This window comes from Chryseobacterium sp. YIM B08800, assembly GCF_026163565.1.
In the GTDB taxonomy this organism is placed as follows: domain Bacteria; phylum Bacteroidota; class Bacteroidia; order Flavobacteriales; family Weeksellaceae; genus Chryseobacterium.
The window spans coordinates 21,341-28,364 of sequence record NZ_JAPDKN010000018.1; the positions used below are offsets into that span (position 1 = coordinate 21,341).

The 7,024-nt window shown below is 33.9% G+C and carries 8 protein-coding genes; 6 read left to right on the forward strand and 2 right to left on the reverse strand.

Annotation, left to right across the window (positions count from 1 at the left end; genetic code table 11):
* Positions 1-43: 43 nt before the first annotated feature.
* Together OEW74_RS08590 and OEW74_RS08595 are read left to right on the forward strand one after the other, a co-directional pair.
* On the forward strand, positions 44-451 hold the full coding sequence (locus OEW74_RS08590) for a GxxExxY protein (RefSeq protein WP_265428076.1): 408 nt from the start codon (positions 44-46) through the stop codon (positions 449-451).
* Between the two features lie 62 nt (positions 452-513).
* A complete protein-coding gene (locus OEW74_RS08595) occupies positions 514-1,335 on the forward strand; it encodes a flavin reductase family protein (protein ID WP_265428077.1) in 822 nt (273 codons plus the stop codon).
* A 64-nt stretch (positions 1,336-1,399) separates the two neighbouring features.
* On the opposite strand, the gene OEW74_RS08600 is transcribed toward OEW74_RS08595, so the two are convergent.
* Together OEW74_RS08600 and OEW74_RS08605 are read right to left on the reverse strand one after the other, a co-directional pair.
* Entirely contained in the window at positions 1,400-1,615 is a 216-nt protein-coding gene (locus OEW74_RS08600) for a hypothetical protein (RefSeq protein ID WP_265428078.1), read from the reverse strand.
* A gap of 80 nt (positions 1,616-1,695) precedes the next feature.
* Positions 1,696-2,535 (reverse strand): alpha/beta hydrolase family protein, encoded by an 840-nt coding sequence (locus OEW74_RS08605; protein ID WP_265428079.1) that lies wholly within the window; start codon positions 2,533-2,535, stop codon positions 1,696-1,698.
* A 152-nt stretch (positions 2,536-2,687) separates the two neighbouring features.
* Between OEW74_RS08605 and OEW74_RS08610 the strand changes: the two genes are divergently transcribed.
* From OEW74_RS08610 to OEW74_RS08625, 4 genes are all read left to right on the forward strand, one after another.
* Entirely contained in the window at positions 2,688-3,461 is a 774-nt protein-coding gene (locus OEW74_RS08610) for a HipA family kinase (protein WP_265428080.1), read from the forward strand.
* Positions 3,448-3,831 carry a DUF3037 domain-containing protein gene (locus OEW74_RS08615; protein ID WP_265428081.1) on the forward strand — a complete coding sequence of 128 codons (384 nt, stop codon included), beginning with the start codon at positions 3,448-3,450 and terminating at the stop codon, positions 3,829-3,831. Before OEW74_RS08610 ends, OEW74_RS08615 begins: the two co-directional genes overlap by 14 nt.
* 20 nt (positions 3,832-3,851) lie before the next feature.
* Positions 3,852-4,856 (forward strand): alpha/beta hydrolase, encoded by a 1,005-nt coding sequence (locus tag OEW74_RS08620; RefSeq protein WP_265428082.1) that lies wholly within the window; start codon positions 3,852-3,854, stop codon positions 4,854-4,856.
* Between the two features lie 241 nt (positions 4,857-5,097).
* On the forward strand, positions 5,098-6,939 hold the full coding sequence (locus OEW74_RS08625; RefSeq protein ID WP_180982840.1) for a carbon starvation protein A: 1,842 nt from the start codon (positions 5,098-5,100) through the stop codon (positions 6,937-6,939).
* The last annotated feature ends 85 nt before the right edge of the window (positions 6,940-7,024 follow it).

The window sequence follows — 7,024 nt, forward strand, 5'->3', positions numbered from 1 at the left end:
AAAGTTCATAAAACTTTATACTAATTTGTAAAATAGCAAATAAATGATAACTCAATCATACTTAACAGATTTGACATACAAAATCAATGGAGCTTGTATTGAAGTTCATAAAATTTTGGGTGCTGGTTTGCTTGAAAGTGTTTATCATAAATGCTTGGAAGAGGAATTGAAATTAAGAAATATTAACTTTAAATCTGAATTTAAAGTACCTATCGTTTATAAGGGAAAAGAAATTGACTGTGATTTCTTTTGTGACTTTTTAGTGGAAGATTTAATTGTAGTTGAATTAAAAGCAGTTTCAGAACTGAATGAAATCCATCGTGCTCAAGTTTTAAATTATATTAATTTAATGAAAAAACCCAAAGGCATATTAGTAAATTTTAATGTAAAAAATCTGTATCATCAAGGGCACGAAACCTTCGTAAATAAATATTACGATATGCTTTTTTGATCTTAAAAGATTCTAATTATCTACTTAGAAACTTTTGTGACTTTTGTGGTTAAATAACAAAAATGAAAACAGTAATCCCATCCGAAATAACTCCCGTACAACTACAAACAATAATGCAGACTGCCGTTTCGCCACGTCCGATTGCATTAGCTTCTACGGTTGATAAAAATGGTGAAATCAATTTGTCGCCGTTCAGTTTCTTCAATATGTTCAGTACAGTTCCACCGATTTTGATTTTTTCACCATCGAGAAGAGTTCGTGACAATACCACAAAACATACTTTAGAAAATGTTTTGGAAACTTCTGAAGTAGTGATCGGAACCGTTAATTTTCCAATTGTACAGCAGATTTCTTTGGCTTCGACGGAATATGGTGACGGAGTAAACGAATTCATCAAGTCTGGATTAACAATGAAAGATGCTGATTTGGTGAAACCTAAATTAATTGAAGAGTGTCCCGTTAATTTTGAATGTAAAGTTTTAGAAGTAAAATCTTTAGGAGATCAAGGCGGTGCCGGAAATCTGGTTATTTGTGAGGTACAAAAAATCCACATCAGAGAAGAATATCTGAATGAAGAAGGAAATCTGGATCAGAAAAAACTGGATATGGTTGCACGTCTTGGCGGAAATTGGTATTCTAGAAATAATGAGAATAACCTTTTTGAAGTTCCAAAACCTTTGGTAACAAAAGGAATCGGTTTCGACCTTCTTCCCGATGCTATAAAATTGAGTAAAATCTTTACAGGAAACGATTTAGGAATGTTAGCAAATGTAGAAGTTTTACCTTCCGAAACTTGTCATAACGACGAAAACATTCATTTGGAAGCTCAAAAATTATTATTAGATAGTAAAATTGAAGAAGCCTGGAAGGTTTTAGTTAAATAAATTTCAACTTGAAATTAAAAGGAGTGAAAATTTTCACTCCTTTTTTATTTTTAAGACAAGAAACTTAATAACAGCATTTATAACGCCCTTGAGAATCTACAACCTCAGTTCCTAAGTTAGGTGGTGCACATGGAGGAACAACGCATCCTCCTCGTCCGTCGCTAAAATAATTATCAAAACAACCGCTTAAGTTACATTGTAACACTTTGTCGCCTCCCGAAATTTGCTTTTGAGCTTCTCTGCTTAATTTTTGAGCATTCTTTAAATTTGATTTTTTCATAAAAATTTTTATTTAATGGTATTAATGTTTCACTAAAGTAGGAAAATTATTAATACCAAAAATAATTTTAACAATAAAAATCAAATATTTTGCCTGATAAATTCAATAGACTTCTCAACAACTTCATTTAAATCTTCCGGCAATACATCATCTTCCCAAGGTTCTTTTGCTCCAAATGTATGATTTGCATTTTCAATAAGATACAGTTCTGAAGTCGGATTTAAAATATGAAGGTGTTCTGCATTTTTTATGTTTACACTTTCATCACTGGTTCCGTGAATAATTAAAACCTGAGCTTTTGCCATTTCCATTGAGCGTTCTACATCAAAGCGATGCTCATCATTTTTAAAATCTTCAAAAAACTGAAAATAGTGGGGCATTTGCTGTTTTGTTCTTCCGTTTTCCACATAATACACTCCATTCTCTTTCCATTTTTCAAAATTTTCTTTTGTAGGAAATCTTTCTAAAGTATCTACGCTTGCCAAAGTAATCAACCCGTTAATCCTTTCATCTTCACAGGTTTTAAGAATAGAAATTCCACCTCCTCGACTGTGACCGATTAAGACAATTTTCTGGTCATCAACTTTTGGATCTTTAACGAAATGATCAATAACAACATTTAAATCTGACAATTCTTTTGAATAATTATTATTTCCAAAAGCTTCCAGATCAGCAAAATTCTCAGGATCTTCAACGGTAGTTCCGTTATGCGAAAAATTAAATTTAACAAAGAAAAATCCTGCTTCTGCAAACTTTTCTGCCATTAAATTCCAGGCACCCCAATCTTTATAGCCTTTATAACCATGAACAAAAATAACCAACGGCAGTTTTTCATTGGCTTCAGGGTAAAATGCATCCGCAAGGAAATCTTTAGTTTCAGGATTTGAGATGAGTATATTTTTATTTTTGATGATTTTCATGTATTTTATTTTTGAATTAATTGAATCCAACAGATATTTAATTTTCCGCAATTAGTCGAATCTTCAAGAGAAATATTTTAATTTAAACAAATTTTAAACCTAAAAATAGCACAAATAGAAATAAGCACAAAGGAAAACGTTATTTTTGCATTATGTCAGATTTAAGAACAGTTACTGTACAACGTTATATCCTTCCACTTCGTGAAGGAGGCTCACTTCCTGCTTTGGCAGAAGCTGATGATGATTTTAAATATGTGTTGAAATTTCGTGGCGCCGGTCATGGTGTAAAAATGTTGATTTCAGAATACTTAGGTGGAAAAATTACCGAAGCTTTAGGTTTACCAATTCCAGAGCTGGTTTTTGCCAATCTTGATGTAGATTTTGGAAGAACAGAAGCTGATGAAGAAATTCAGGATTTATTGAAAAATTCTGAAGGATTAAATTTAGGACTTCATTACCTTTCGGGTTCTATTGCTTTTGATTCGAGTGTAAAGGTTGATTCGCTTTTAGCTTCAAAAATTGTTTGGCTGGATGCTTTTATCACCAATATAGACCGTACTTTTAAGAATACCAATCTTTTGATGTGGCACAAAGAATTGTGGATTATCGATAACGGTGCGTCTTTTTATTTCCATCACTCATGGCAGAATTTTGATGCGGCGGCGAAAACTCCTTTTAAATATGTAAAAGATCACGTTTTGCTTCCACAGGCAACGAAATTAGATGAGGCAGACCAATTTGCACATTCAGTTTTAAATGAAACTTTATTCCGAGAAATTGTCAATACAATTCCACAAGATTGGCTGCATTGGAATGATGCAGAAGAAAGTCCGGATGAAATCCGTGAAATTTATTTCAACTTTCTGAAAACTCGATTAGAAAATTCTCAAATCTTTATAAACGAAGCCAAAAATGCAAGAGGATAAGATATACGAATACGCCGTAATACGTTTGGTGCCAAAAGTTGAAAGAGAAGAGTTTTTCAACATTGGCTTGGTTATGTTTTCAAAAAAAGAAAAATTTATCAAAGTAGAATTTCACCTTTGTCCTGATAAATTTAAACTAATGCACAGTAAACTAGATTATAATGACATCATTAAAAATCTGGAGAGTTTTAAAAATATTGCTGAAGGAAAAAAGGAAGGTGGTCCGATTGCTTTACTCGAAATTCCTGATAGGTTCCGTTGGTTAACGGCGGTGAGAAGTGCAGTGGTACAAACTTCAAGACCTCACCCCGGAAAATCGAAAGATTTAAACCAGACTTTTGGTAAACTTTTTGAAGAGTTGGTAAAATAGCAAACCAAAAGCAATATCTTATGAGAACATCTCACTCAAACACAAAAAATGATAGGTTTTTAAAAAGCCTATTTTTTTTATTTCTATTAACAATCTCCACTTTTGGATTTTCACAGAAACCAAAAAGTACTCTCCTTTTTGAACGTGCCAATGTTTCAGAAAATATTGTTTACAAAACCGACGAGACGGGCAAAGATATTCAGCTAGATATTTACCGCCCGAAAAATACAGAAAATAAGAAACTTCCCGTTGTGATGTACATTCACGGCGGAGCTTGGGTTGAAGGTGACAAAATCATTACAGCAGATAATTATGTTGAAAGCACTATTTTACAACTTTTAGAAAAAAACCATGTTGTAATCAGCATTAATTATCGCCTTGTAACTGAAAACATTCATTTTCCGGCACCGATTCAGGACACAAAAGATGCGGTAAGATGGGTTCGCAAAAATGCAGAGAAATACAATTTTGATGAAAATAATATCGGAATGTGGGGCGTTTCTGCTGGTGCACATCTTTCGCTTTTAAACGCTTATACTCAGGATGAAGATTTTGTGGGAGATTCGGAACTTTCAAAATATTCGGCAAAAGTAAATTATGTGGTTGATAATTTTGGCCCAACTGATATGAACAGGCTTCTTCACACCCGTGCTCCAAAGCCACTTTTGTTAACTGTAGGCTTAATTTCAAAAAAAATTATTGATTTGAGAGGCAAGCTTATTATGGGAATTACGGGTTTAAACATCAAAGAAGATAAAAAGAAAATTGTAGAATTCTGTAAAACTATTTCTCCTCTAAATTATACTCAAAATACGGTTCCAACTTTAATTTTGCATGGTAATAAAGATAAAATTGCACCAATAAGGCATTCTAAAAGACTCAACAAAATGTTGAAAAAGCAAAAAACAACTCATGAGCTAATCATTGTAAAAAAAGGAGAACATGGTTTTTATACAACCGAAAAAGCTTATCAACAGGAGCTTAACAAAGCGATGATTGACTTCATTGTGTCTCAGAAAAAGTAAATTTTGCAAATCATTAGAAAATAAATATAAAATATAGTTTTATCAAAAAGAAGCATTAAACAATATTTTAAAAATCAAACAATTACATTTAAAATAAAAATATATCACTTATTATTTCGCTAAGTTGATATACATATTGGTAAATTTTATACAGAAAATAATTACCTTGGTCAAATGCTTAAATTATTCATAATAAAAAAACATAAACATTAATTATTTACTCACATAAAAGAAAAACAATATGGAATTTCTAAATGGAATTAATGCACTAACTCTGGTATTCACATCCCTCCTTATCTTTGCGATTGCTTATCGTTTTTACGGAATTTATTTAGCCAATAAAGTACTCCGCTTAAATGACAAAAATACAACTCCCGCCGTGGAATTTGCCGATGGAAAAGATTATGTAGCTACCAATAAAAATGTTCTTTTCGGACACCATTTTGCAGCAATTGCAGCAGCAGGACCATTGGTCGGACCAGTTCTCGCCGCTCAATTCGGATATCTTCCCGGAGCTATCTGGATCTTGATTGGTTGTGTTTTAGGCGGTGGAGTTCACGATATGGTGGTACTTTTCGCATCCGTAAGACATAAAGGACAAAGTTTAGCAACCATTGCATCCAAAGAAATCGGAAAAACGACCGGAACGGTTGCAGGTTTTGCTATTTTATTCATTTTAATTTTAACACTTGCCGGACTTTCTTTAGCCTGTATTAATGCAATGCACGAAGCATCATGGTCATTATTTACTGTGGTTATTACGATGCCGATTGCGATTATCATGGGATTGATTATGCGTTACAGAAAGAACTCGGTGACTTTTGCAAGTATTTTGGGCGGTGTTCTTTTAATTGCCGGAATTATTGGTGGGCATAATTTAATGCAGAATGAAACGATGAACAATATGTTTACATGGGACATTACAACCATTTCTATTGCCATTCCATTATACGGATTTTTGGCTTCTGTGTTGCCGGTTTGGCTGCTTTTAGTTCCTAGAGATTATCTTTCAACGTATTTAAAAATCGGAACCATTATCATGTTAGCGATTGGAGTAATTGTGATTCATCCAACCATTCAAATGCCTGCTTTAACTGAATTTATTAACGGAGGAGGTCCCGTAATTGGTGGCCCTGTTTTACCTTTTATCTTTATAGTAATTGCATGTGGAGCGATTTCTGGTTTCCATGCGGTAATTGCAACAGGAACGACTCCAAAAATGCTGAACAGAGAAAAGGAAATTTTATTTGTAGGTTATGGAGCAATGCTTGTAGAAGGTTTTGTAGCATTAATGGCTTTAATAGCAGCTTGTACTCTAATGCCCGGAGATTATTTTGCTATCAACACACCAAAAGAAACTTATGATGCTTTTTTAGCAACTCATCCGAGTTTACATGGTGTTGAAATTGATTATTTTTCTGAAAGAATCGGAATTGATTTACACGGAAGAACCGGAGGTGCTGTTTCTTTAGCTGTCGGAATGGCTCATATTTTCAATAAAATCCCTTACATGGATCAGCTCATGGCGTATTGGTACAACTTTGCGATTATGTTTGAAGCTGTGTTTATTTTAACTGCTATTGATGCAGGAACGAGAGTTGGAAGATTTTTCTTGCAGGAAATGTTGGGATCTGTTATTCCTAAATTCAATGATAAAAACTGGACTCCCGGAATTATCATCAGTAGTTTATTGTTCACATTTGCATGGGGATATTTGGTTTTCACAGGAAATGTAAGCAGCATTTGGCCACTCTTCGGAATCAGTAATCAATTACTCGCAGCGTGCGGTTTGATTGTCTGTACCACAATGCTCATCAGACTAAATCGAGGAAAATATGCACTTTGCTCGGCGATTCCGGGAGTTTTCATGGCGATTATTACATTTTGGGCGGGCTACATTCAGGTGATGGATATTTACATTCCAAAACAACAATATTTACTGGCTACTTTAGCAGTTGTAGCAATGGTTTTAATGCTTGTTGTCTTTGTTGGTGCCTTCAGAAAATGGTATCAATTATTAAAAGTTAAAACTTCACATACCGATTTCTATGGAGAAACTGTGAAGGAATTGGTGGAAAGATAGATTTCAAAATTTAAACAAAAGAGCTACAGTACAAATTGTAGCTCTCTTGTTGTATAAAGTTTCGGGGGGGGGGGGGGGGGGGGGG

Excerpts from the sequence above, each read along its gene's own strand:
- OEW74_RS08625 (WP_180982840.1), top strand. The coding sequence starts at position 5,098 with ATGGAATTTCTAAATGGAATTAATGCACTAACTCTGGTATTCACATCC.
- OEW74_RS08590 (WP_265428076.1), top strand. The coding sequence starts at position 44 with ATGATAACTCAATCATACTTAACAGATTTGACATACAAAATCAATGGA.
- OEW74_RS08610 (WP_265428080.1), top strand. The coding sequence starts at position 2,688 with ATGTCAGATTTAAGAACAGTTACTGTACAACGTTATATCCTTCCACTT.
- OEW74_RS08605 (WP_265428079.1), bottom strand. The coding sequence starts at position 2,535 with ATGAAAATCATCAAAAATAAAAATATACTCATCTCAAATCCTGAAACT.
- OEW74_RS08620 (WP_265428082.1), top strand. The coding sequence starts at position 3,852 with ATGAGAACATCTCACTCAAACACAAAAAATGATAGGTTTTTAAAAAGC.
- OEW74_RS08600 (WP_265428078.1), bottom strand. The coding sequence starts at position 1,615 with ATGAAAAAATCAAATTTAAAGAATGCTCAAAAATTAAGCAGAGAAGCT.
- OEW74_RS08615 (WP_265428081.1), top strand. The coding sequence starts at position 3,448 with ATGCAAGAGGATAAGATATACGAATACGCCGTAATACGTTTGGTGCCA.
- OEW74_RS08595 (WP_265428077.1), top strand. The coding sequence starts at position 514 with ATGAAAACAGTAATCCCATCCGAAATAACTCCCGTACAACTACAAACA.